18 protein-coding genes are annotated in these 23,014 nt (G+C 65.5%); 16 read left to right on the forward strand and 2 right to left on the reverse strand.

Annotated features, from left to right (window positions below; genetic code table 11):
- The first annotated feature begins 293 nt into the window (after positions 1 to 293).
- The 5 genes from H8F25_RS09210 (at position 294) to H8F25_RS09230 (ending at position 11,440) form a co-directional block, all read left to right on the forward strand.
- On the forward strand, positions 294 to 6,878 hold the full coding sequence (locus H8F25_RS09210) for a DEAD/DEAH box helicase (RefSeq protein WP_197210160.1): 6,585 nt from the start codon (positions 294 to 296) through the stop codon (positions 6,876 to 6,878).
- Between the two features lie 80 nt (positions 6,879 to 6,958).
- Positions 6,959 to 9,169 carry a UvrD-helicase domain-containing protein gene (locus H8F25_RS09215; RefSeq protein ID WP_197210161.1) on the forward strand — a complete coding sequence of 737 codons (2,211 nt, stop codon included), beginning with the start codon at positions 6,959 to 6,961 and terminating at the stop codon, positions 9,167 to 9,169.
- A 17-nt stretch (positions 9,170 to 9,186) separates the two neighbouring features.
- Positions 9,187 to 9,792, forward strand: coding sequence for a hypothetical protein (locus H8F25_RS09220; RefSeq protein ID WP_197210162.1), 606 nt, complete (start codon positions 9,187 to 9,189; stop codon positions 9,790 to 9,792).
- A 241-nt stretch (positions 9,793 to 10,033) separates the two neighbouring features.
- Positions 10,034 to 10,306 (forward strand): hypothetical protein, encoded by a 273-nt coding sequence (locus H8F25_RS09225; RefSeq protein WP_197210163.1) that lies wholly within the window; start codon positions 10,034 to 10,036, stop codon positions 10,304 to 10,306.
- A 750-nt stretch (positions 10,307 to 11,056) separates the two neighbouring features.
- On the forward strand, positions 11,057 to 11,440 hold the full coding sequence (locus H8F25_RS09230) for a hypothetical protein (RefSeq protein WP_197210164.1): 384 nt from the start codon (positions 11,057 to 11,059) through the stop codon (positions 11,438 to 11,440).
- A gap of 78 nt (positions 11,441 to 11,518) precedes the next feature.
- On the opposite strand, the gene H8F25_RS09235 is transcribed toward H8F25_RS09230, so the two are convergent.
- Positions 11,519 to 12,064: a hypothetical protein gene (locus H8F25_RS09235; RefSeq protein ID WP_197210165.1), complete on the reverse strand. Its 546-nt coding sequence runs from the start codon at positions 12,062 to 12,064 to the stop codon at positions 11,519 to 11,521.
- A gap of 187 nt (positions 12,065 to 12,251) precedes the next feature.
- On the opposite strand from H8F25_RS09235, the gene H8F25_RS09240 reads away from it, so the two are divergent.
- The 10 genes from H8F25_RS09240 to H8F25_RS09285 all read left to right on the forward strand — a co-directional run bounded on the left by H8F25_RS09240 (position 12,252) and on the right by H8F25_RS09285 (position 19,512).
- On the forward strand, positions 12,252 to 12,824 hold the full coding sequence (locus H8F25_RS09240; RefSeq protein WP_197210166.1) for a hypothetical protein: 573 nt from the start codon (positions 12,252 to 12,254) through the stop codon (positions 12,822 to 12,824).
- A 121-nt stretch (positions 12,825 to 12,945) separates the two neighbouring features.
- Positions 12,946 to 13,227: a hypothetical protein gene (locus H8F25_RS09245; RefSeq protein WP_197210167.1), complete on the forward strand. Its 282-nt coding sequence runs from the start codon at positions 12,946 to 12,948 to the stop codon at positions 13,225 to 13,227.
- Positions 13,228 to 13,270: 43 nt separating this feature from the next.
- Positions 13,271 to 14,290 (forward strand): hypothetical protein, encoded by a 1,020-nt coding sequence (locus H8F25_RS09250; RefSeq protein ID WP_197210168.1) that lies wholly within the window; start codon positions 13,271 to 13,273, stop codon positions 14,288 to 14,290.
- A gap of 31 nt (positions 14,291 to 14,321) precedes the next feature.
- Positions 14,322 to 15,272 carry a hypothetical protein gene (locus H8F25_RS09255; RefSeq protein ID WP_197210169.1) on the forward strand — a complete coding sequence of 317 codons (951 nt, stop codon included), beginning with the start codon at positions 14,322 to 14,324 and terminating at the stop codon, positions 15,270 to 15,272.
- Positions 15,218 to 15,925, forward strand: a complete 708-nt coding sequence (locus H8F25_RS09260; RefSeq protein WP_197210170.1) for a ThiF family adenylyltransferase — start codon at positions 15,218 to 15,220, stop codon at positions 15,923 to 15,925. Before H8F25_RS09255 ends, H8F25_RS09260 begins: the two co-directional genes overlap by 55 nt.
- A gap of 7 nt (positions 15,926 to 15,932) precedes the next feature.
- Positions 15,933 to 16,544, forward strand: a complete 612-nt coding sequence (locus tag H8F25_RS09265; protein WP_197210171.1) for a hypothetical protein — start codon at positions 15,933 to 15,935, stop codon at positions 16,542 to 16,544.
- Positions 16,545 to 16,644: 100 nt separating this feature from the next.
- Entirely contained in the window at positions 16,645 to 17,034 is a 390-nt protein-coding gene (locus tag H8F25_RS09270; RefSeq protein WP_197210172.1) for a hypothetical protein, read from the forward strand.
- Positions 17,035 to 17,037: 3 nt separating this feature from the next.
- Positions 17,038 to 17,790 carry an antirestriction protein ArdA gene (locus H8F25_RS09275; RefSeq protein WP_197210173.1) on the forward strand — a complete coding sequence of 251 codons (753 nt, stop codon included), beginning with the start codon at positions 17,038 to 17,040 and terminating at the stop codon, positions 17,788 to 17,790.
- A gap of 90 nt (positions 17,791 to 17,880) precedes the next feature.
- Entirely contained in the window at positions 17,881 to 18,657 is a 777-nt protein-coding gene (locus H8F25_RS09280; RefSeq protein WP_197210174.1) for a hypothetical protein, read from the forward strand.
- A 279-nt stretch (positions 18,658 to 18,936) separates the two neighbouring features.
- Positions 18,937 to 19,512 (forward strand): hypothetical protein, encoded by a 576-nt coding sequence (locus H8F25_RS09285; RefSeq protein WP_197210175.1) that lies wholly within the window; start codon positions 18,937 to 18,939, stop codon positions 19,510 to 19,512.
- A 432-nt stretch (positions 19,513 to 19,944) separates the two neighbouring features.
- On the opposite strand, the gene H8F25_RS09290 is transcribed toward H8F25_RS09285, so the two are convergent.
- Positions 19,945 to 20,730, reverse strand: a complete 786-nt coding sequence (locus H8F25_RS09290) for a hypothetical protein (RefSeq protein ID WP_197210176.1) — start codon at positions 20,728 to 20,730, stop codon at positions 19,945 to 19,947.
- Here H8F25_RS09290 and H8F25_RS09295 point away from each other — a divergent pair.
- Complete coding sequence (locus H8F25_RS09295; protein ID WP_197210177.1) at positions 20,668 to 22,497, forward strand: AAA family ATPase; 1,830 nt, start codon at positions 20,668 to 20,670, stop codon at positions 22,495 to 22,497. The genes H8F25_RS09290 and H8F25_RS09295 overlap by 63 nt on opposite strands.
- Positions 22,498 to 23,014 lie beyond the last annotated feature (517 nt).

Consider the following 23,014-nt stretch of genomic DNA (forward strand, 5'->3'; position numbering starts at 1 on the left):
CTCGGCCGGTGCGCACCACCAAGAACAGGCGTCCAATCATCAGGCCTTCGTTCCTGGTGAGCCGTATCTGAGCGAGAGCATCAGCTAAAGCGGCTTTACAGCCCTGGGATGGCTCGGATTGGCCGAAGTTCAGAGGTCGGAAACGACTGGCACGATTGACCCAGGCGCAGGCTGTGAGCTGCGCATCGCAACCGGGCTTAACACTCCGACAATGATGCAGAAACTGCATAGCCAAGCATCCATGCCGCCCATCTCCCTGTCCCTAGCCTGAGCACGCAGTTCGGTAGCGGTCCTTGCTCCCCTCCGTTGTTGCCAGCGAGCTGGAGCAGGTGGCAGCCGACGCCATCCGCACCGCCTTTCACCCCACTACGCCAGGGTTCGCTGGGCTGATCGATCGCTTCCTGGCCGATCGCGAGCAGCTGCTCAAGGGGCCCTACGTGTCGGTTGCCCTGCCCTTTCACCAGGGAACAGGGCGCGACTGGTTCCCTCAGATCCCGCTGCCCTTCCCGCCCTACCGGCACCAGGAGAAGGCCTTTCAGCGGCTCATGCCCGGCAGCCCCGTCAACACCCTGGTGGCCACGGGCACCGGCTCCGGAAAAACCGAGGCCTTTCTCCTGCCCCTGCTGGAGCACTGCCGCCAGCAGCAGGCCCCTGGCACCCGCGGCATCAAGGCGATCCTCATCTACCCGATGAACGCCCTGGCCACCGACCAGGCCCGGCGCATCGCTGATCTGATCCACACCACTCCTGCTCTGGCCGGCCTGCGTGCTGGTCTCTACATCGGCTCCAGCGATGATGAGCAAACGGCGGCGATGACCGCCACCAGCGTGATCACCGATAAGGAGGCTCTGCAGAAGGCTCCGCCTGACATCCTGCTCACCAACTACAAGCAGCTCGACTACCTGCTGATCCAGCCCCATGTTCAGAGCTTGTGGGAGCACAACGGGCGTCTTCCGGATGGCAGCAGCACCCTCCGCTATCTGGTGGTGGATGAGTTCCACACCTTCGATGGCGCCCAGGGCACCGACCTCGCCTGCCTGATCCGCCGCCTCCGCGATCGCCTGCAATGCCCTGGTGAGGATCTGGTCTGCGTCGGCACCTCCGCCACCCTCGGCGGCCCCGAATCACGCGAGGCGATGCTCGACTACGCCGGCCAGATCTTCGCCAGCCGGTTTGAGTCCACCGCCTTGATCGAGGAAGAGCGCCTCAGCCCGGAGGAATTTTTCTCCGGCCACACCGCCTACGGCCAGGAGGGCCTGCGCGTCTTACCCCTGCCTGGTCTCGAGGCGATCGACCAGCTGGATCCTGATCCTGCCTCCACTGCAGAGGCCTACCTCACCGTCCAGGCGGCGCTCTGGCTTGGCGATGGCTTGGCCCCGCCACCGGATGGCAACGTCAACGACGACAAGTGGCGGCTGGCGCTGGGGCTGCAGCTCGGCACCCTGCCCGCTGTGCACAACCTGGTGCGCCAGGCCGAGGGCACCTGTTCGGTTGAGGAGCTGCTGGAGCGCTTCTCGCGCCAGCTCGGCCTGGGCGATCGGTATCCCCGCCGCTACCGCGTGCTGCTGCTCGAAAGCCTCCTGGCCTTGATCGCCCATGCCCGCCGCAGCACCACCAGGCTCGATGGCACCCCGGTGGTGGTGCCTTGGCTCAACCTGCGCGTGCAGCTCTGGCTGCGGGAGCTCAAACGCATGGTGGCCTCGGTGGAGGCCGAACCGCAGCTGCGCCATTCCGATGATCTGGCTGGCAGCGACGCGAGCCCCCACCTGCCGGTGGTGCACTGCCGCGATTGCGGCGCCACCGCCTGGACCTCCACCGTGCTCCATTCCGGCAGCAACCGGCTGGATCGGGCCAACAACCTGCAGAGCTTCTACAAGGCCTTCTTCTCCGGTGCCCCCGAGCTTCGTTTCCTGTTCCCCCAGGGCAAAGCGGCCGAGACGATCAGCCATCAGTTCTGCGCCTCCTGCCTGTCGTTCCACCCCGCCAAAGACCTGGCGAACGCCACACCTACCGGTGCTTCTCCGCTCTGCCCCGCCTGTCAGAGCCGCGAGCTGCTGCCGGTCGACATCCCCGATTGCTCCACCGTCGATGACAACAACCACCCGCGCGTCAGCCGCGACTGCCCCTACTGCAATGCCCAACAGGGCCTGCTGCTGATCGGTTCCTCCGCCGCCAACCTCTCCAGCACCTGGAGCGCCTCGCTGTTCGCCTCCGCCTTCAACAGCGACAAGAAGTTGCTGGCCTTCTCCGATTCGGTGCAGGACGCCGCTCATCGTGCCGGCTTCATTGCCGCCCGCGCCTACCGCACCACCTTCCGCACCGCCCTCACCCGCACGCTGCAGCAGGCGGGCGCTCCGCTTCCCCTCAATCAGCTGCAGGAGCGACTGATCAGCGACTGGCAGCAGCGCTTCCCCAACCCCGTCGACTTCGCCGCCACCTTCATCCCCCACGATCTGGAGTGGCTCAGGGAGTGGGATGCCCTGCAGCAGCAGCTCACCCCCAGCCTGGAGGCAGAAGGCACCTTGATGCGGTTCCTCGCCGATCGGCTGCGCTGGGAGGTGGCCAGCGAGTTCGGATATCGGGCCCGGCTGGGTTCCTCGGTGGAGCAGGCAGGTGCTCTGGCCGCCGCGATCGATCCCGCTGCCGTGAGCCGGTTGCTGCCGGGCCTGCTCCGTGGTTTGCAGAACGAGATCGAACCGCTGCGCGGTCTGCGTCTCCATCCACTCCAGCAGCTGGTGGTGGGGCTGCTCCAGCATCTGCGCCAGCGCGGTGGGCTGGCTCTCCCCGAGCTGGTGGGGCGGGAGGGCAAGACCAGCGAGTACCTCGAGAGTGGCGGGGAGAACACCTACCCCTTCAACCAGATCCCCTACCTGCCAGGCATCGGCCGCAATTCCACCCGGCCGATCTTTCTCACGAGCTTCCGCGGCAAGGGTCGCTTCGAGCAACTGGTGCGCGACAGCGGTAGGCCCACCTGGTGCCAGCACTGGCTGCAGCGCACCCTCTTCCCAGGCGCCGCTGCCGACAACGGGGCGTGGCTTGATGCCGAGCAGCAGAAAGAGACCCTCAACGCTGTTGTCGAGGCGTTGTGCGAGGCCGGCTTGCTGCAGCAGCTCAGCGGCGGGCGCGGGGAGCGCATCTGGGCCATTCCTCCTGCTGCCATCCACGTGAGCCATGAGGCCCACCCCGTGCGCTGCGAGCACTGCGGCGACATGCACAGCGTGCCCAGCGAGCAGCTCAGCCTCTGGGATGGCCTGCCATGCCAGGTGCGCCACTGCCCCGGCAGCTACCGCCACAATCCCGGCGATGGTTCGCCCCTCTGGGGTCTTCCTCTCTACCGACGCCTCTACAGGCGCGGCGACGTGCATCGCATCGTGGCGCGCGAGCACACCGGTCTCCTGGAGCGCCCGGATCGGGAACGGCTTGAAACCCAGTTCATCCGCGGGCAGTACCGCAGCGATCCCAACCTGCTGTCGGCCACCTCCACCCTGGAGATGGGCATCAACATCGGCGATCTCTCCTCGGTGTTGCTCGCCTCAGTGCCGCCGGAGCCGGCCAACTACCTGCAGCGCATCGGCCGTGCCGGTCGCCGCGACGGCAACGCCATCGTCGGCACCTTGGTCAACGGCACCGCCCACGACCTCTATTTCTTCTCCGATCCCCGAGCGATGCTGCAGGGGCAGGTGAATCCGCCCGGCTGCTATCTCGATGCGGCGTACATCCTGCGTCGACAGCTGCTGGCCTACAGCCTCGATCGCTGGGTCGCGAGCGGTCTCGATGCCCTGGCGCTGCCGCGCAAGCTGAAACCAGTGCTCGATGGGGTGGAGCAGGCTGCCGCCGGCCAGCCAGCGGACGTCTTCCCCACCACCTGGCTGGGTTGGGTGCAGGCCCACCAGAATGCGTTGGTCGAGCGATTCTGCGGACTGTTCGGCGAAGAACTGCTCCCGGCGACGCGCTCCGATCTGCGCGGCTTCCTGCTCAGCCCGGTGGATGCCGGCAGCGCCGAAGCCCTCACGGCTCCTTTCGCAGCGGAGTTGCTCGCCCGCTTGCGCGATCTGGTGGCGGAGCGCAAGCGGCTGCGCGCCCTCGCCACCCAGCTGCGCACGCGCTTCAACAAGCTCTGCGAGCGGCCTGAGGACGGTCTCACCCCCGATGAACGGGACGCCAAGGAGGCGATCTATCGCGAGATGCGCGCCTACAACCAGCTGCGCAAGGACCTCGACGGCCGCCCCCTACTGGCGATGCTCACCGATGAGGGCTTCCTGCCCAACTACGCCTTCCCGGAAGCCGGTGTCACGCTTAAGTCTGTGCTCTGGCGCAAACTGCCAGGCCGTTCCGGGGATGGCCGCCGCAGCGAGGAACTGCCAACCCTCTCCTACGAACGCCCCGCAAACGTGGCCATCCGCGAGCTGGTGCCCGACGGTCAGTTCTATGCCCAGGGGCGCCGCGTCAAGGTCGACCAGGTGGATCCGAACCTCAACAAACCGGAGCGCTGGCGCTTCTGCCCCGCCTGCTCCCACGCCAGCTGCGAGACCGACGACGATTTCAGCCGCAAGCAATGCCCCCGTTGCGGCAACAGCGGCTACAGCGACCAGGGGCAGGTGAAGGAGATGGCCAAGTTACGTCAGGTGCAGGCCACCACGGAAGATGCCCGCAGCCGTTTCGGCGATGACACCGACGAGCGCAATCCGCTGTTTTTCCACCGCGAGCTGCTGATCCTTCCCGATCACAGCCGCCGCGAAATCTCGCTGGCCATCGACGATGAGGAGTTCCCCTTCGGCGCCGAATACCTGGCGAGCACCACCTTCCGGGAGATCAACTTCGGTGAGCAGGCGGCCGTCGGTGCCACCCATGCGATCGCCGGCAAGGCGCTCAAGGTGAAGGGTTTTGAGCTCTGCCGCCACTGCGGCAAGGTGCAGCGGGGGCCCGTCAGCTCACGCAATCACACCTGGGGCTGCCGCTATCGCGACAAACCCGACGATGCCCAGCTGCGACAGCTGCTGTTCATGTACCGGGAGTTCAGCTCCGAGGCCCTGCGCTTCCTGCTCCCCGGCGCCAGCTTCTGGGATGAGGCGGGCCAGCCGTCGTTTGTGGGCGCCCTGCACCTGGGTCTGCGTCAGCGCTTCGGCGGCAAGGTGGATCACCTGCAGTCCGCCCTTGGCGAGGAACCCCAGCCCAGCAGCCAGCAGCGCAAGACCTTCCTCTACCTCTTTGATTCAGTGCCGGGAGGCACCGGCTACGTCCGTCAGCTGATCGAGGACGGCGGCCAGGATCTGCGGGCTGTGTTCGAGCAGTCCCTTAAGGCCCTGCAAGCCTGCTCCTGCAGCGACGGCTGCTACCGCTGCATTTTCATGTATCGGCAGCGCTTCGATCGCCAGCGCACAAGCAAGCGCCGTGCCATCGAGCAACTGCAGTCGATCCTGCGCCGCTGGCAGGATCTTCAGCCCAGTGAGCGCAGCCTCTCGGAGGTGGTGATCAACACCCGCGCCGAAAGCGAACTGGAACTGCGCTTCATCGAGAAACTGCGCGAGGGCAAAGGAGCGCCAGCGGGCGTCAGCGTGACCCTGCGCGATGACTTCATCAAGGGCAACAAGGGCTACCTGCTCACCTTCAGCCATGGCATGGGCCCCAACGGCAGCCCAGCCGTGGTGAGCTGGAAGGTGGAATTGCAGGTGCCGCTCGGAGAGGCCGAGGGGGTGCGCAGCTTCTCCCGCGCCGACTTCCTGCTCACCCCAACCGCCGGCGGTAAACCCATCGCCATCTACACCGATGGCTGGGAATTTCACCGCAGCCGGCTGGCCGCCGACGCGGAGCAACGCATGGCCCTGCAGCGCAGCGGCCGCTACCTGTTCTGGAGCCTCAGCTGGGATGACGTGGTGGAGGCGCCGCCGACGGCTCAGACGCCGCTGGAACCCAACAGCCTGGCCGTGGGGATGGTGCCTGCCTTCGCCACCAAGTCGGAAACCTTCCTGGCTTGCTGGTGGCCGCAGCAGCTGCTCGACAGCCTGGCAACCCCGCCGCTGCTGATGCCACGCCAGGCCCAGCTGGCCAGCAGCCTGGAGCTGCTGATGGCCTATCTGGCCAATCCCTCTGAACCCCTTTGGCAAGGGATGGCCCAGCAGTTCTGCCTGGCCCAGGCTTCCCCTCTGGCGATCGAGTCGCCTGAGCTCATGGCGGCTGCCGATACCCTCCAGCTCGGGGCCCATGTGCAGGAGTGGCAGGGCACAGGCTCATCGCGGCGGGTGGGTCAGCAGCTCACGCCCGCCCCCAGCCTCCAGATCCACAACCTGGTCGACATGGGCCTCCATGAGCGGCGCCATCCCGCCGCCAGCTTCCGGGCCGTTCATTTCGATCCCGGGGCAGGCGGCAGTGAGAAACAACAGCAGGCGGCCTGGCGGGAGTGGCTGCGTCAGGGCAACCTCTTCCAGTTCCTGCCCCATCTGCTGGTCTCCACCCCCGGCTGGGGCGGCAGCGAGGAGCCAGCTGTGGTGGACCCGCCACAGGTGTGGGTGGCACCTGATGCTTCATCGCCAGGCGAGGACATCTCAGGCATGGCAAGCCCTGCTGCCGAGGAACGTCATCGGGCCTGGCAGGAGCTGGGCCGCTTCGCACCTCCCGAACTGCAGCCGCTGCTGGAGGCCCTGGAAGCAGCCTGGGCCGATACCGATCGGCCCCTGCCTGAGCAGGCCTTTGAGCTGGAGGGCTCCCGCGGCGACGTGCTCGCCCAGGCGGAATTGGCCTGGGTCGATCAACGTCTGGCGGTCGTGTGCGATCCCGTTGATGCGGAAGCCTTCACAGCTGCGGGCTGGCGCTGCTGGTCGGTGCAGGATCCTCCTGCCGCCACAGCCGCTGCCCTGAGGGAGGCCCTTCCACTCTCCTGATCCACGTCCAACCCACTCAGCCACCGCCTGACCCGCCAGCCATCACCGCCAGTCTTCACCGCCTCCTCCCCGGACCTGACATGAGCGAGCCCTGCCTCACCGTTGCCCTCTCCAACGACTTCTTCAAGGCGTTCGGGCGGTTGCCGGAGAAGGCGCGCGGCAAGGTGGCCACCTTCATTTCCAAGTTCCGTGCCAATCCCCGCAGTCCGGGGCTCAACTACGAGCGCATCGAAGGCGGTAAGGATCCCTTCATCCGCTCGATCCGGGTGGATCAGGACATCCGCTGCATCGTGCGCGCGCCTGACGAAGGCGACACCTACGTGTTGCTCTGGATCGACAAGCACGACGACGCCTACCAATGGGCGCGCCGCCGCACCTGCCATGTGAACCGTGTCTCCGGTGCCCTGCAGGTGGTGGATGTGGAGGCCGCCGAAATGGCTGTTGGCGATGCCATTGCCGCCGCCGTCAGCGAGGCACTCGCCAATCAGACCCCGCCGTCTCAGGCCTCTGGCATAGCGACTCCCGTCACGACCCAGATCCAAGACAAGGCTCCATCGCTGTTCGCCCACTGCGACGACGACCAGTTGATGCTGCTGGGGGTTCCAGAAGCCCTACTGCCTGCCGTACGGGCTGTCAGCAGCGAAGAGGCTCTGACCCGCCTGATCGAGTGGGTGCCCCAGGACTGCGTCGATGGACTGATCCTGCTCGCAGACGGCAAGCCAATCGAGACCGTGATTGAGGAGCTGGAACGCCAGCGGCCGACAGCCATCGATCCCAGCGATGTGGCCGCGGCCCTCGACACCCCGGAGAGCAAGGCTGAATTTCTGGTCATCACCGATGACGACGTGCTGGAAGCGATGCTCTCGGCGCCGCTGGAGCGCTGGCGCGTGTTCCTCCATCCCAGTCAGCGCCGACTCGTCGAAAGGAACTGGAGTGGTGCAGTACGGGTGCTCGGTGGTGCTGGCACCGGCAAGACGGTGGTGGCCATGCACCGGGCCCGCTGGCTTGCTCAGCAACAGATTCGCTCGAGCACTCCCGGCCGGGTGTTGTTCACCACCTTCACCCGCAACCTGGCCACCGACATCCGCGCCAACCTCACCAAGATCTGCAGCCCCGAGGAACTTCAGCGCATCGAGGTGATTCACCTCGATGGCTGGGTGATGAACTTCCTCAAGAACCAGGGCCTGCAGGTGCGGGTGTTCAACGAGGAGGCTCGTGACAGCGCATGGAGCCTGGCTTTGGATGTGGCCGAAACGTCGCTGGGATTCGACAAGCGCTTCTACCAGGAAGAGTGGAAAGACGTGGTGCTCGCTCAGGGCTGCCGCAGCCGCGACGACTACCTGATGGCACGGCGGGTGGGCCGCGGCACCCGCCTGAATCGCCAGCAGCGCGCCCAGATCTGGCCCGTCTTCGATGCGCTGCGCGCCGAATTCCGCCAGCGAGGGCTGTGGGAGCCGGAGGAGGCCAAACAGATCGCCGCCGACCTGCTGAACCGCGGCGATCAGCCGCCGCTGTTTGCCGCCGTGGTGGTGGACGAAGCCCAGGATCTTGATCTGGCCTCCTTCTCGCTGCTCAGGGCCCTGGTGGGTGAGCCCCGCGCCAACGATCTGTTCATCGTCGGTGATCCCCACCAACGGATCTATGGCAAGCCGGTGGTGCTCAGCCGCTGCGGCATCGACATCCGCGGTCGCGCCAGGAAGCTGCGGATCAACTACCGCACCACGGAGGAAACCCGTGCCTGGGCCACAGCCGTCCTGCACGGCCTTGACTTCGATGACCTTGATGGCGGCAGCGATCCCAGCAGCGACTACCGCTCCCTGCTCTATGGCGATGCCCCGCTAGTGCGGGGATTCGAGGATCCCGCGGAAGAGCAGGGCTTCCTGGTGAGCACCCTGCGCCAGCTGCGGGAGGAGCAGCAATCTCTCGCCTCCACCTGCGTCTCAGCCCGAACCAACAAAGCGGTTGAGAAGCTCAATGGCCTGCTGCAGGCTGAGGGATTCGTCACCCGGGTGATCAACGCCGATGAGTCGGATGACCCCAGCGACCCGGCCCTGCGACTGGCCACGATGCACCGCGTCAAGGGCCTGGAGTTCGACCAGGTGTTCCTGCCAGGGCTGACGGCCGACCAGATCCCCCTCAGGCGCATCCTCGATGGCTGCCCAGACCAGCTCTCCAAGGAACTGTTCGAGCAGCAGGAACGCTCACTCCTGCACGTCGCCGCCACCCGTGCCAAGAAGCGGGTGGTGGTGAGCTTCAGCGGTCAGCCATCACCGTTCATCGGCGCCAGCTGATCCGCATCTCCACAGCCATGTCCTCAAGCTTGCCCCACTCCCCGGAAGTCGCCGCTGATGCAGCCCGCAGGATTGCCCTACAGATGCTCGAGGAGCGCGGCCGCGGCGCCGTGCTGGTGGGCGTGGCCCGCGTGGATGCAGCTCTGGAGCATCTGCTGCAGGCCGTGATGACCCCAGGCCCCCTCAAAGGCGATGGCCTGTTCCTGCCCGATCGCCCCTTGGGATCCCTTGGCGCCAAGGTGGCTCTGGCCTCCCGGCTGGGGCTGATCGATGCGCCTGTCGAGCAGGCCCTCTCCACCCTGCGCCGGCTCCGCAATGCCTTCGCGCACACAGCTGAATCGGCCTCACTCAGTGATCCGGTGCACAGCGCCCGCCTGGCCGAGATCTACACCGAAGCGCGAGCCAATTCGCTCTGGGCTCCTCTTGAGTCCGTGCTCAATGCCCAGGAACCTGCGCACCAGGGGCCCCTGGATCCGGCTCTGCGCGACTACATCCTGCTGATCACTGTCCTGGTTGCTTTCCTGGAGGCCGCGGCCCAGCAGCTGCAGCCCTATCGGCCGCCGGTGGTGATGGGATTTGCGGGTGTGCTGGCGGGTGATCGCGAGGATCGCGTCGACGACTGAGCGACTGGCGCTTCTACGCCCTCAATCCGACCTCGCGTGCGCGCGAGAACTGAATGCCGCATCCCTGACCCCTCACTCTTTCCCCCCTCTTTGGGGGACCCCCTTCAAAAAACCTCACCCCACCCCTTTTTCCGGGGGCCATGGTGAGCAGTCGCACCGCAGTCTCTGACTGCAAGAGCCGTCCATCGAGGCCCCTCTTTCCGGGGGCCTCGCTGTGGTGTCCACCATCCCCGTAGCCACCATGGCTTACACCCGCAAGAGCAGCTCCAAGGCCGCGGCCACTCAGGCCCACTCCCGCTCCGCTGAGCCGGCGTTCCACCCGCTGGGCGCCATTTTTGAGACGAGCAGCGACAGCACGCCCTTCGTCGGCAAGGCCGACGCCAACCTCCTGGAGGCCTTCAACCTGGCCGCCCCCGAGGGCATGGAGTGGAAGATCTTCGTGCGCTCCAGAACCAGCAAGGCCGGCAATCCCTACCTCAGCGTCTACCTCGGCCTGAGCGACCTGCGTCGCTGATGGGCACGAGTGAGCACCGCCACTGAGGTCACCCCTGCGCCCCCACAGGCTTCGCCTGATCGGGGGCGCTTTCTTGTTCCCCCCCCTTCTTGCTTCTCATTTCCGCCGGCCGCGGCACCTGCCTGCCCCCCGGAGTCTCTCGCACCGAGTGCCGGGGGCCACGGACGCTGCCTCCATGTGCTCATAACGACATGCGCATACGCGTTATTTACGCATACGCGCTCGAGCGCTACAGGCCCCGGCGTTGCAGCACGACAGGCGGCGCCCTCGCGGATCACCCCCGAGCCCCCTGGCCGCCAAGGCATTTCATCATCCCGCACCCAGGCGATGCCCGCGACTGCATCAGTGCGCGCCAGGATCCATCATCACGGTCAAACCGATTGGCAACACAAGCTTTTCGGTGCAACTGGCACACTCCCACGGGGCGATTTCTGGATGCGGTTCTGCATTGGGAATCCACCTCTAAACCCTCTCTACCGCTGAGGTCTGCCCCACCTCCGGTGCAGAGCTGCCTGTGTATGCCAACTGCTCCATCACAGGCGCCCACTCTCGATCGCGCCCGGGCGCATCCTTTCCCTGCTGATTCTGCTCAGGTCTGCGTGCAACATCATCGGCTCAGGTACAGGCCCATGCAGGCAGCGGCAGGGTCGCAAATCGAGTCCTCCCCCACCAGAACCTCTACACAGGCTCTTTGCCCTCATCGTCTCTTTCCGGGGGCCTTGATGGGGTGTTCTTCATCATGGAAACCCCATGCCTGAAACCATCCACGCCTCCCAGCACCCTGCGGCGAGTCCCTCCGCTGAGTCAATCCCCGTCAGCGGCGAGGGGGAGCAGCACCAGGCGGTGCCTCAGCAGCAGCGTCTGCCCCACCCCATCCAGGAGCGCTCCAACCATCGCCTGCTCGAGCACGCCAAGGATCTCCACAACCAGGCCCGTGAGGACAGTCGCAGCTACGCCGAGGGCGGCTGCTTCTATGCCAGCAGCACCCCCATCGCCAACGCCCTCGGCGCGGAGCTGGGCATCGTCACCCGCGATGCGCAATCCGGCGCCGTTCAACGCACCGGGCTTGGCTTCTACATCCGCAGTGATCATCTCTGCAATCACACCTACGACGGCAACGTTCCTGTCGCCTGAGGCCTCACACCAGCCAGCGCTCCCTCCAACAGGGGGCGCTTTCCCCATCTGCAGTGCCGCCAGCGCCGCCTGCGGCCCTCACCCCTCCATCTGGGTCTGCTGCTGAGCCCTCCACCAGTCATGGGCTTCCATCGCCGCGGCCGTTCCCAGCGCACCAGCACCGATCGCCGCGCCGTAAGCCAGCGCCGGATGGCCCGCCAGCGTGCTGATCGCATGGCCGAGCTCCGTCCGCTGATTCCGCGGGGTCTGCAGTTCAGCTGCGATGCCCATCAAAGTCTCTCGAGGGATTCCCGCCTCCGCGATGTAGCGGCTGGCGGCCTGGCCCACGTAACTCGAGCCCCCACCCTCATGCTCCGCCAGCAACTGGTTCGCCAGGGCGCGATCGATCGGCGCTCCCTTCAGGCGCTCCAGCAACACCAGATCCTCATCGGACAGCTGGGCACCGCGGTGGCGCTTGGCAGCCAGATCGCTGATCAGGTGCCGCAGCTCCTCGTCACTGGCCAGTTGCCGCTCCACCCAGTTCACACCCCGGCCCACGGAATCCGCCCAGCCGCGCGTCAGCGCGTTGTCCTCCAGAAACGCCGCCACCTGTAGGACGAGCCCCGGATCTGCTGCCTTACGCATCTGCCTCTGACGCTGTGCCCGGAGGGTATGGGGCAGAGGCAATGCAGAGATTTGCCCTGTTCTCTTTTGGCGCGCCATCGGCGCTGCAGTCCCCTTTCCGGGGGCCTTGTTGGGGTGTGCCACCGGCCCTGATGACGCTGCATGCCAGTGGCTGTGGCACCCCAACACTTCCCCACTCCTGTCACCGATGTCAACCATTCCTTCCCTACCCATCACGCTCTGCAGCCTCCGCATCGCTGCACGTTGGTGCAACGCTGCAGCCGGCAAGCTGCTCACGGCCGCGGCCATCCTTGGCTGCCTCAACGCTCTGGCCATCGCCATCGAGCACACCCACCTCAGCGGGCAAGCCTGCGGCCGTCTGCTCAAGCCCCGTCTCCATCACCTCTGGACGTTGATCGATTGGCGCGATGTCGCCGCCATCGTCATCACCGGCCTCCTCGTGATGGCCATCGGCAGCTGGCAGCTGCTGCGCTGGAGCCATCGCACCCTCGTGGCCCTGAGCGAACAGCTCGGGCAACACGCCAGCGCGTTGGTGCTGCGCCAGAGCCAACCTGACATCGGCGCAGCCGATCCACAACTGAGCCCACCCGCAATAACAGAAGCCTCCGCAACTCAGTCCACCATCGAGCCCCAAACGCCCCGGCCGTACCGACGCCGCACCGCGGTAGTCGCGGCCAAGCCGGCCAGGCAACCACAGGCCTCCCGCACCAAGGCAAGGGGCGTGCAGGCCCCGCGCGGTTTTGCTGTCTCCACTCGCTGATTCATCGGCCCCTTTCCCTCTTTGCCCCTCAACCTCTGGCCCCTTTCCGGGGGCCTGGTTCTGGCGCCTGTGTTGTGCACCCCTACCGGCACAGGTGTTCCACCTACCCATCGCCAGAACCATGGGCTTCTTCCGATTCACCAACCCCTCCCCCGCCAACACGCAAGGCGAGGACCTTCGCCCGATCGTGCTCCAGCTCAACGAGGAGGAGATCCGCATCCCTGCCTCCGAGGCGGCCGGCAAGTCGATCGAGCAGCTGTTCGACGAACACGCCGCAGATCTCGGTGACACCAACCGGATCAGCAGGTTCGTTGCTGCAGGCCAGATCGTCTCCGGCCATGACGCCGCCAAACCCGGCACCATCTACCGAGGCGCCATCAACTCCGAAACGAAAGGCGCCTGAGATGGACGACTTCATCCGTACCCCACGGAACGGATGCTTTCGGGTGCGCAGCAATACCTGGGGCCAGTTCCTGGCCCCTTGTCCCGATCCGCAAGCCACCGCCGTTCTCGAGCCCGGAGCGCTCGATTCCTTCCAGCTGCACGACTCCATCCACCGCATCCCGGCGGATCTCTGGAGCCGCTGGGTGCAGCTCTGCTTTCACTTCGCCCACCTCCGCCAGGGCGATCTGGAAGTCAGCTGCCGGCTGCTCCGCCACGAGGAGGACCGCAGCCAGTGGCGCCTCCTCATCCCCCATCAGGAGGTGAGCGGTGCCTCCGTGCGCATCGACTCCTTTGATGCGGCGATCGACATCGCGACCGGCGAGCTGGTGGAGCTTTATCCACCCGAGGGCTGGGTGCCGGCCGGCAGTAGCCACAGCCACAACACGATGACGCTCGATCGCTTCTCGTCCATCGACGACGCATCGGAACTCGGCTGTCCGGGCCTGCACATCGTCCTTTCCCACATCAACACAACCCGGCGCACCTACCTCGCCACCGCCTCGATCACCGCCAACCACCGCCGCTTCTACCTCCCAGACGCCGCAGCCGTCATCGACCTCACGCCCATCGCCGCCACCTTCCATCCGGCTGTGCTCGAGGTGATCCAGCCGCAGCGGCCCTCCCGTGGCTGGCTCCTCCCGGTCCCATCACCAACGCGTCAAAGCCGCAGTGCCTGCCGGACTGAAAGGCCAGCTCATCTCTCACCCTCCTTCACCCACGAGGCAGCACGGGAGCCAGACAGCTGGCCGACCAGCGAGGCCCAGGAGGACCTCGACTGGGCCCTGCATGCGGTGTGGGAGGCCATACAAGAAGCCTTCCTCTGTGCTGAGGCCTATCAACTCGATCGAGACGACGTGCTGGCGGAAGTGATCGACGCCATTCGCCATAGCTACGCCCAGCACTCCACCCTCCTCGACAACCCACTCACCTGGCTTGATGACCATGACCTTGATCACCCCAGTGACGGCACCGACCGTCCTGTTCCATCCACTCCCCAGGGATTACCGATTAGCGAGTGGTAGATCCCTGAACCTCTCAGGCCGCAGCGTCTTCGTGCTCAGCGCCTGGCTGCCGGATGGCCACGGCCATCTCACCTATGCAGGCAGCTGCGACAGCGATGACTGCCTTGATGCGTTCTTTGAGGAGACGTGCAAGGGCTGCGACTTCTACTTCCAGGACTACAGCGACAGTGACATCGACTACGAGGACGGCAACGGCAACCCCGCCACCTCCATCACCTACAAGTCCCGCTGCCGCTGCTACGAGGACGGCATCAACTGGGTGTCCTTCCCCTGCCCCGCAGGCCACGACGACCCCCAGGACATGTCGGCACCGGATGTCATCGACGGCCCGCTGCCGCCGATGGTCTATGCCATCCAGCTCGATCCAATCCGCGGCCGCAGGCTCAGCGACCAGGCCGCGATGCAGGCTGTCGACCCCAGCAGCCGCTGGCTGTCAGCGCTCTACGAGAGCCTCAACGTCTTCTCCCACGGGGCGATCTGCTGGGGGCAGAACGACGAGCTGCCCGAAAGCCTGCCGGAGATCGTCGACACCTACGCCGCCACGCCGGCCAATGGCGATCTGCTCAAGCCGAGCGACTACCTCGCCAACTGCCGGAACGTCAGGAGCAGCCGCTGCACCAACCCCATCGGCGGCTGCGTGATCGACGCCGGCTTTGACGCCGCTCTGCTGGTGTCCAGTCAGCACCAGCCGGCGGCCTATCTGCTGCTGCGCGGCAGCGGCTTCCCCGCTGAGGACGGCGTCATCGCCGTCGGCCTGCACCGCCACGTCCTCCTCGAGCAGGACGGCCAGCAGCTCGCTGGCTTCCTCACGGCCGCCAGCGATGGCCGCTGCTGGTTTGTCCTCCCCCATCCCGATCACACCGGCGACACGCGTCTGCAGTTCCAGGCGCTGCTGCTTGCCCAGATCCCTGATCCCCATTCCCTCCCATGTTCGTTGACTCCACCATCGTCATCGGTGCTGGCGGCACTGGCGGCCAGCTGATCCCTTCCCTGGCACGGCTGCTGGCCTACCACCCCAATGCCGCGGCCCATCTCCTGATCGCCGATGGCGATGTCTTTGAGGATCACAACCAGGCCCGTCAGCTGTGCGGGCCCGATCAACTCGGACGCAACAAGGCCGATGTCCTGGCTCACCACTGCCAGGAGATCGGCCTTTGCGCTGTCCGCAGCCACCCCGACTTCCTCGACAAAGCCGTCCTCAGGCGCCTGCTTCCCGGAAGCACCTGTCCGCTGATCGTCAGCGCCGTCGACAACGACGCCACCCGCAAGTCCGTCATCGACGTGCTGCAAGAACACCAGGGCGACTGGCTGCATGTCACCACCGGCAACGCCGACGACAGTGACGGCCGCGGCCGCATCGCCACCAGCACCCACTGGCATGGCGTCATTGGCGGCCAGCCGATTGGCCTGTCGCCCGCCCTGCTCTTCGGCAACATCGCTCGCCCCATCGACGCCATCCCGGCTCATGGCACCTGCGCGGCTCACGCCCCCTCTGCCCCGCAGTTGATCAGCGCCAATGCGCTCTCCGCCGCCATGGCCCTGCTCGTCATCCAGAACCTCCTTGATGGCGTCATGCCCACTTCCCACAACTCGGCCTTTGCCAACGGCCGGACTTTTCAGCTCACCCTCTCCTGATCACCCCATGTCCACCACCATCGACGTTCAAGGCAACACCGTCAACGCAGGCGACATCCTGCTGCGCCTCGATGCCCTCGCTGACGGCTACCACGAGGTGCTTCAGACAGCCAGGGCACAGCTGGAAGCCTTCGAGATCACCGAGGGCGACTGGGCCCGGCTGGCCGAGAAGCTCACCCGCAACATCGACTATCCAGCGATTGCCCGGGCCTTCCAGCGGCAGCTCGATGCCGCCTGCATCGCCAGCCTCTATCCCATGCCGGAGTCCCATCTCCTGCCAACCCTCAGCGACGACGATCGGCAGTTCGTCCAGATGCTGAACCGCATTGCTGATCGCGTGCTCCGCAAAGTCGAGGACGACCGCATCAAGGATCTCGTGCGCCAGGAGATCAGCGCCCAGATCACTCCACTTCATGGCGAGCTCAGCGCCATGGCCGAGGCCGCGGCCGAGCGGACGTTCGCCAACCTCGAGCATGAGGTGATCTCTCGCTGCCGCGAACAGGAGCATCACTTCCAGCGTTTCCTGCAGGCTGCCCTTGGCCACGACCTCCATGCCGTCATTCGCACGGCAATACAGGAAGCACAGGCGTCAGGTACGGCCAACGACGCCGGCGACTGAACCCTTGGTTCCAGCGCATCGCTCTGACCCTTTGGGCCCTGGCTCCCTTTCCGGGGGCCTTGGGCTTCCTGCCCTTCTGGGCAGTCCTTGCCCCAGGCCCATGCCAGATCCCTTCCACCCCGTCACCATCACCACCTCCTCCACCCGCCGACGTGACGGAGAAGAGCCAACCACCACGATCCTCCGCGAAACGACCTACAGCATCGAGGCCACCGACCAGCTGGTGCTCAACCTTGCCGGCGTGCTGCTGGAGCGCGGCGGCTACGGCGATCCCTATCGCGAGACGCTGCGGATTGAGAGTTTCACCGATGACGTCGTCGCCGATGCCGTCATCGCCCTGCTGCACCACTCCCGCCAGCAGCTGCTGGATGTCAGCAATGGCGAGCTGTACCGGGCCCGCTGCCGACGCTTCCTCAGGCGGGCCGCCGAGGCGCTGCCAGATGAGCTGCGCCACGAGCTCGGCAGCCTCACCACCCCAGTGGAGGGTTGAGCCATGAGCCATCCCGTCACCGGTACCGGCCTGCTGTCGCTGATCCGCGACTTCGAGGGGCGCCCCAAAGCCGACATTGCCCTCGCCGCCGGCTACCGGCGCGACAACGGCAACCCCGCCTTCACGGCCTTCTACGAGGCGGTGCTCAAGGCCAAGGGCCAATGGCCCCCGCCGCCAGCACCGCCCTTGCCGCCCGGCGGAATCGAACGCCGTTGCGGCGATGGCCCGGCGATCTATGTCGCCTGCCTCGCCTCCTACAACGCGGGCCGTCTGTTCGGCAGCTGGCTGGATCTCTCTGACGGCCCCGACGCCGACGACATCCGCACCGCCATCGCGGCAGTGATCCAGGAGTCACCGGCACCGGATGCCGAGGAGTACGCCATCCACGACAACCAGCTCCTCCCCACCTTCCTCGCCAGAACGGAATGGCCGGACATCGATGAGCTGGTGGCCTACTGCCAGATCGTCAGTGAACTCGATGCCGACGACGCCACCGTCTACCGCATCCTCTGCAGCGATGCCGGCCAGGTGCTCGAGCCCGACGCCTGGCGTGACGGCTTCCACGGCCTCTACGAGCGCCCCGAGGACTTCGCCCATGACTGGATGGAGGAACGCGGGCTACTCGATCAGGTCCCCGACGAACTCCGCTGTCACATCGACTGGGCGGGCGTCTGGCGTGACCTCGATGCCGAGGGCTTCTGCGCCACCTATTCCCCGCAGCAGGGCCACCGCTACCTGATCACCTCTGACATCTGAGCCCAAGTCCCACTCAACAGGCCCCCGCGTTGCCGGGGGCCCTTCTTGCCTGCCTCTGCACCCCAGCTGAGGCATTCACGCAAGACCACCATGCCTCGCAACGCCACACCCCCCGTCTCCACCGACCCCGCGCAGGAGCCCATCACCCTCTCGGCGCCCATCGCTGATCTGGCCGCGGCCAACACCCTCGGCGCGCTCACCAGCACCGGCGAGCTGCCCGATCCCAGCCTCCCTGCCATCAACCCCTCCGAGCCGGCGGTGAGCTTCAAGATTGACTTCGCCGACAAGTCGCAGTGGTTCGCCAGCCATGACGGCGGCGCCACGAAAACCGGCACCGGCAACCCGATGCTGATCGGCCGACCCATCGATCTCGCCCTGCAGCTCAGCCAGGCCCGCTGGGGCGATGACTACGACCAGCGCCTGCGCCTTGCCTTCCTCCTCCATGACGGCAGCGTCGGCGAGCTGAACCTCAATGCCGTCAACCGCGATGCCGCCAACGATCCCTACATCACCTCGCCGGTGCGCAGCCTGGCCGGTGGCCTGCTGGCCATCAGCGAGGCCCAGGACGACATCGTCGCCTTCTGCCGCATGGCCCGCTTCTCGATCCGCCCGGGCCGCGGCCGCGGCGTTTTCATCGACGTCGATGTCGCCTCCGGCCGGCACTGGGTGGCGATGAGCTCGGCCCCACGCACCAACCTGATCAGCAAGGAACCATCTGTATTCCACGCCCAGCTGGCGCTGATCAAGCAGCGCTTCCGCTCCTGCGGCCTCCTCCTCACCGCCGGAGCCGTCGTCGGTGACATCCCCGGCTACGACCGCCAGCAACGCCTCCTGAGCGCAGGAGCAACCCTCGAGCACCAGCCCTGAGCCACACCTGCCGGACTCCGCCCGCATTCCCACTGGCGGAGTCCCCCCATCCCTGTCATGCCTCCGTGCCAGGCCTTGCCCTGCTGGCTCCTCTGGCCCTAAGTTGCCGCTGCTCAGTACTGCTCCGCCGGGCCCAGCGGACGCCACAGCGGGATCACCGGCGCGGAACACCCGGCCCCGAATGCTGAGACCACGGCCATCCATCCCAGGGCTTGTCCCCTGCATCACCACTGGCTCCAGCAGCCCAGTCGTGCTGCGCAGCACTTCGCATCGGCATTCATGATCTATTCCACTCTCGATGGCGTCGCTGACGGCATCACCAAGGCGGTGAACTGCGCCATCCTTCTCACCACCACCTCCGCTCAGACGGCCTCCTGTTTCCTTGACGGCACCCCCAAGATCGTGGTGACGTTCTGGGAAGGCGATCCCTTCGCGGGCACCCAGAAGGATTTCGACCACCAGCGAGGCGACGGCCGGGTGCAGATCATCCCACTCGGTGGCGAGGGCGATCTCCTGCCGCCTAACCGGGATCTCCGCCATCCCGACAGCAACATCCGCGCCGGGGTGCCGATGTGGCTGCTCAAAAGCGCCGACGCTTACCAGGACCATCCCTATGTCCTGGGCATCGGCGCTCTCCATCCACGCTGGAGCTCCGCGACCCTCGACCTCTACTGCCCATCCACCCGGCAGAGGCTGTGCCGCACTTACTTCGGGGATCCACGCCGCGACTTCAACCAGCCGCAGCCGGACTGGCCGAGCTTCCAGGAGCAGAAGACCCAGATCAGAGAAGCGGGCGGCATGCCGGACCGTGGGCCAGACATGGCACCAGACCACCCGGGCATTGAGGACATCTAAGGCCTCCTCGCCGTCGTGTGCAGCTGCTGTTGCTGAGCAGCAGCTGCCACGCGACAGCCCCGATCCCCCCACCCTGGCTGCCGCTCAGACCAGGGAAACGGGGAAGCGACGTGCGGGGACGCCGCTGGCCATGCGAAAGGCACTCGTGACCAAGCGTGCGGCTTGGGGCTACGCGAGAACTGCCCCTTAGGCCGCGTATTGGAGCCGCTGTTCGCCAGTTCCGGTGCGACAAGAGTCTTCGTGGAAGAGGCGAATTCATCATTTTTTTTGACGGCACCATGCCACCCCGCCTGGTCCTGAAGCGAATCGCGATGTACATCGCAGTGCACTCAAGCTGCCTGATGCCCACTTTGGTGCACCTCAGTGCACTGAGGTGCATGGCCATGACCCACCTCTCAACCCCAGATTTGTGAGGTCCATACCCTCCCGCCGTCACCCCGCATCGGAGGGCCAGCCATGGACTTTCAGGCACACGTTGCCGTACATGAACATCATCACAACAAGACTCCCAAAGAGAGATTCGGTTCCGTCGAGCAGAGCGGCAGCTGGGATTGCCGCGACCTCTCCCCACAGGAATTGGCTCAATGGATCCAACAGGGAAAGTCCTGGGTGGGCTGTCACCTCTACGGTGGCCAGCGCGATCAGGACCACGCCGGAGCCTGCAACCTGCTGGTGCTCGACATTGATGGCGACCTGACGCTGGAGGCCTTCTGGGCCAACCCCCTGGTGCGCCGCCACTGCCTGTTCACAGCCACCAGCTGCAGCCACTCCGACGCCGAGCACCGGTTCCGGGCCGTGTTCCGCTGCGACGAGCACGACGACCCCGATCTGCACCGCGCCATCTACCACCAGTGGCTGGAGCGCCTTGGCCTCAAGCTCAAGGACAACAGCGGCGAGAAGCCCGAGCGGCACTGGTTTGGCAACGACGCCGCCCTGCTTGAGTTCGGCGAAGGGGATCCGATCCCCTGGGAGGTGACCGAGAACGCCCGCGAAGCCCTGACGGCGCAGCGGCAGGCCCTCAGCCAGCGCCGCACCGTCAGCCAGAACGGCGGAGGCGACGAGCTGGAGCTGGACCTGCAGCGCGCCGTCATCTGTCTGGAGCAGCTGCTGCGCCCCAGTGCCGATGGCGACTTCAGCGGTGGCTACTGGGTCTCGATGCTCAACGCGGCCGCGGCCACCGGCGACGAGCGGATCGAGCAGGCCTTCCTGCAGTGGCATCACCGCGGCCACCACAGCAAGACCCAGGGCAACATCAAGCGCCGGCTGGCCCGCGCCGGCACACGCATGACCCCAGGCCAGGGGGCGGGCGCCATTCTGGCCGCGGCCAAGGAGCAGCACGGTGCCCAGTGGTGGAAACTGTTGCCGCCGGAGTTGCAGTACGGCGGTGGCGGCGGTGTCGTCATTCCGTCGTCACTGATGCGTTCACGCGCCAGCAGTGACACAAGGAGCCCCAGCTCCCAGGCGCCGGACATGGTGCCATCAATGCAGGAACTGGAACGCCTGTCGGCCGCGGCCCAGCCCACCTCCCTGATGGCCAGCCGTGGCCCAGCTGATGATCCATCGCCGAAACACGGTCAACCAGCAGAACCGGCCGACCAAAGCCAACAGATCGAAATACTGCTGGCTCAGCTCTACACCATCGAGACAGAACGCAAGCTCATCACAGAAGAGGGCGAGCAACAACTGACTCCCCAGGAAGCCCGATACAGGGCCGATCAGATTGAATCGGAGCTTCAATCCTTTCCCGTCTTTCGACTGAGCCCCCAACGAATCCGTACTCGTTTGCTGGAAATCTTCTGCGACTGCAACCAGATCTCCCAGCGAGATGACTTCTCGGTTCCAGATGAACCTCTTGTCTCCGATCAAGAAGCGCCGAATGAATACCTCGTTGATGGCCTGTTGGTACGCGGAGCGTCCTATCTGATCTATTCCCTGCCAGGTGTCGGCAAGACCCTGATTGGCCTGATGCTGGCGCGAGCCGCCCTTGGAGCCCCAGGTCACACCAGCTTTCTCGGCTTCAAGGTGACACCACCGTCTCAGTTCTCACAGTCGCGCGTTCTCTACATCGCCTCCGACGGTGGCCTGTTCGCCAAGGGTGACATTAAGCGCTACCTCAAGCGCTACGGGGAGGACAGGCAAGAGTGGGTCAATTACACCAGGACCTTTGCCGCTCATCGCGACAACACCGCGCTGCCCTGGCGGATGAACCTACGGGGTCTTCACCGGCTGATCACCACCTTCAATTACTACGAAGCCCAGGGAACGCCAATCACCCTCCTGGTGATTGACTCGCTCAAGGCTTGCATGCCGGAAGGCATCCTGATTGGCGACCAGGCTCTGGCCCGCTACCTCGAAGTGATCGAGGGTATCTGTGGACCCAGGAACATCACGACCATCTACCTCACTCACCAATCGAAGGAGAGTGAAACCCCGCAGGGGATTGCCGCCCTGACTGAGATGGTGCATGGCTATTTTCGCCTTCGGGTGGAAGAGGGCCAGCACTACTTTTGTATCTCCAAGCTGCGTGATGGCAAAGGAGCACACACCGAGATTCCATACAAGATGAATCCCGATGGACGCCTGTGCATCTCTGGTGATGGAAATGGCGAGGAAGTTAGCAGCGAACGCGGACTGATCAGGGCCTTTGCTGATCACTACAACCGCCATCTTGCCAGGACGAAGCACCTGCAGGAGGGCGATCCCGCCAGCTACTACCGAGGCATCCAGCGATCCGACATCCCGCTGCTACTGAACCAGGCCGGCATCAGGAACCCCTCCTGGCGCAACCCCAAGAATCTCGACCGGACCATTGCTGCCCTGGTCAAAGCCGGTGACCTGCAGAAGGTGGCCCGCGGCCATTACGCCATCGGCCACGCCGAACAGGCCGACGCGATCCAGCAGCGGGGTCTCGACCTGAATGCCGGCTCAGATGAACCCGACCTGGACGGACCTGACGTCGTGCCTGGCTGGGACGACCTGGGCTGAGCCGCCTGTGGAAAACTTCGCATCGTTTTCCACAGAAAGCCCTTGATGCCGATACCACGTCAGCGTGATGCCGTCGCTTCCAGCTGGTAATCCGGCGAGAGGCGATTGTTTATACCGAAGCCACCCCTCACCCCCTCTCTCCTGCTGATTCTTAGCTTCTATAAATACACCTTCCCCCTTCCCTTATTTCCTTACGGGCTTGGGACCACCGATTGCAAGACCATACACCCAGGTGCCGTTTCCCGCCATCCACCCAGGTTCCCCCTGAGATCCCTTGCCGCCACTGGATGTGCATTCGTTTCCACGCCTTCGGCCGGGTGTGTGGAAATGACTTCCCCTGCGGCCGTGTGGATCTCGGGGCGTTTCCACCGTTTCCACGCTTTCCACGGGGAACGTCCCCCACGGGAAACCGCCGTTTTCCACAGTTTCGTTTTCCACAGGCTGCACTTGCTTCGGCGGGCGTCTCAATGCGTCCGCGCCACGCGAGGGCGCCAAGGCTGATTGGAGTTTAGGGGAA

It is taken from the genome of Synechococcus sp. CBW1004, from assembly GCF_015840715.1.
GTDB lineage: Bacteria > Cyanobacteriota > Cyanobacteriia > PCC-6307 > Cyanobiaceae > Cyanobium.